Annotated in this window: 1 protein-coding gene, 5 tRNA genes and 1 rRNA gene; all 7 read right to left on the bottom strand. The window is 38.6% G+C overall.

The features are described from left to right. Positions 1-656, bottom strand: a 656-nt coding sequence (locus tag GCWU000282_RS16760; RefSeq protein WP_035038827.1) for a TerB N-terminal domain-containing protein, incomplete at its 3' end; no start/stop codon positions are given. A gap of 675 nt (positions 657-1331) precedes the next feature. Next, positions 1332-1417: transfer RNA gene (locus tag GCWU000282_RS00030), tRNA-Leu, on the bottom strand. 21 nt (positions 1418-1438) lie between these two features. Beyond that, a tRNA-Val gene (locus GCWU000282_RS00025) sits at positions 1439-1511 on the bottom strand. A 146-nt stretch (positions 1512-1657) separates the two neighbouring features. Further along, positions 1658-1731 (bottom strand) — tRNA-Ile (locus tag GCWU000282_RS00020). 6 nt (positions 1732-1737) lie between these two features. Beyond that, positions 1738-1809: transfer RNA gene (locus GCWU000282_RS00015), tRNA-Glu, on the bottom strand. 4 nt (positions 1810-1813) lie between these two features. After that, positions 1814-1885, bottom strand: a tRNA-Asn gene (locus tag GCWU000282_RS00010). 52 nt (positions 1886-1937) lie between these two features. Then, positions 1938-2170, bottom strand: a 23S ribosomal RNA gene (locus GCWU000282_RS00005); the annotation flags it as partial.

Raw genomic sequence — 2170 nt, 5'->3', positions numbered from 1 at the left:
TTTGAAATCTCTTTATTATGTACGATATAATAATCCCTTATCCAATTTCTCATATGTGTATCCGGGCTTTTATTAAATTCCCTAAAATCAGTCCATAAAGTAATTAGCTTATCAATACCATTTTCCGGAGTGTCCACACCAATTCCATTCAAAAGTTCATATATATAACAGTAAAAATAAGCTGCCGATACATCTTTAATATTCCCGTTCCTAGTCTCAGTCCGCCATGTAAAATATGTTCTAAGCTGATTATCATTCATTATATCATAAGCAGGATAATACGCTTCAAGCGGAACTGCAGTACTGTAATTATCCGTAAAATTTTTCATAAATTCAGCCTGTTCTATAAAGCTTTCGGTATCACTCACATACCAGCTTCCATATTTATCAGGCTTTTTACCTATTTGACGCATTTTATCAAAGGTACGGTAAGGCTCTTCTCTCTCTTTCCTGTCCGATACAGTTCTTGAGATTTTCTCAGTAGAATACCTGCCATCAGACTTTTCTTCTGCAAGATCAACCAATAAATATCCGTCTTTAGTCTTTTCAGGCTTTCTGAGAGCCATTTTGCGAGCCTGTTCTTCTATTTTAGCTTCATCAGTTTCATTCGGTAAAATTTTCTTAATAAATTCCATAAAGCCTTCATTCTTTAGCATTTTCAGCTCCTGTATTATTTTTCTCCACATCTGTTTCTATCTCACTTACAAACTTTGTATCACCTGCCAATAACACAGACAGGCATTTTAATAAAACCACCACATTTTCTTAATAATTTAATCAATGAAGCAACAAGCCTAATATTCTTATAGTCACTTTCGGCAAAGTATAATATATGATACTTATTATCTTTAGTATATGGGTATCAACAGCATCTAATACACAGCGATACGGTATTAGTATAAACTTAATCTTACTGTTAGAAATATACATAGCAATCAGAACAACAGTTCTTGATACATAGTATAATATAAGGAGGACTTTATGTCCATAGATAAATAAATGTTTATATGAAAACATCAATAATCATAAATAATCTTTGTTATTAATAAATCCAATAGGGATTTACAAATACATTTCTAATAAAAAATTGTTTGTTTGTACACAATTTGCACGTAAGCAGTGCCGAAAGGCAAAATTATCTACCGTGAGCTGTGCATTACTTGGAGAGATTTTTATTTAATGGAGCTGTCGCAACAATCAAAAGTGCAACAAGATATATTAAATTTATCATCAAATTATCACTGTATTTTGTGTATCTTATTCTTAATGCGACAACCTCATTAAACAAAAAACAGCCACAGATTGTCTAATCTGCAGCTATTTATAAATAATGCCGGTGACCGGGGTCGAACCGGTACGGGTATTACTACCCACGGGATTTTAAGTCCCGGGCGTCTACCAATTCCGCCACACCGGCATACTACCTAAAATGTAGTAATGGGACCTACAGGGCTCGAACCTGTGACCCTCTGCTTGTAAGGCAGATGCTCTCCCAGCTGAGCTAAGATCCCAAATATAATAAAAAATTGTGTTCTTGCACACAATTCGCGCGCGAGCGGTGCAGTAAGGCAAAATTCCCTGCCGCGAGTTGCGCATCCCTCGGAGAGACTTTTGTTTAATAGGAAATTTTTGAGAAATTTCCTATTAAATAAAAAAATGGTTCTTCGGGGACTCGAACCCAGGACCGACCGGTTATGAGCCGGTTGCTCTAACCAACTGAGCTAAAGAACCAAAAAATGACTCCAAGGGGATTTGAACCCCTGTTACCGCCGTGAAAGGGCGGTGTCTTAACCGCTTGACCATGGAGCCGTAACTCCCCAAGTAGGGCTCGAACCTACAACATCACGGTTAACAGCCGTGCGCTCTACCATTGAGCTATTGAGGAAAATAATATACCTTGAAAACTGCAACCGAATACAACATCTCTTTTCCTTACTTTGGTCAAGCCTTCGACCTATTAGTATCAGAAGGCACACAGATTACTCCGCTTACACCACTGACCTATCAACCTCATACTCTCTAAGGGGTCTTATTAGCCTACGCTATGGGATATCTTATCTTGGAGGGGGCTTCACGCTTAGATGCCTTCAGCGTTTATCCCTGCCAAACTTGGCTCTCCGGCCGTGCAGCTGGCACTGCAACCGGTCCACCAGCGGTTCGTCCATCCCGG

This window comes from Catonella morbi ATCC 51271 (genome assembly GCF_000160035.2).
Taxonomy (GTDB): domain Bacteria; phylum Bacillota; class Clostridia; order Lachnospirales; family Lachnospiraceae; genus Catonella; species Catonella morbi.
This window is presented reverse-complemented; position numbering and strand designations above follow the sequence as displayed.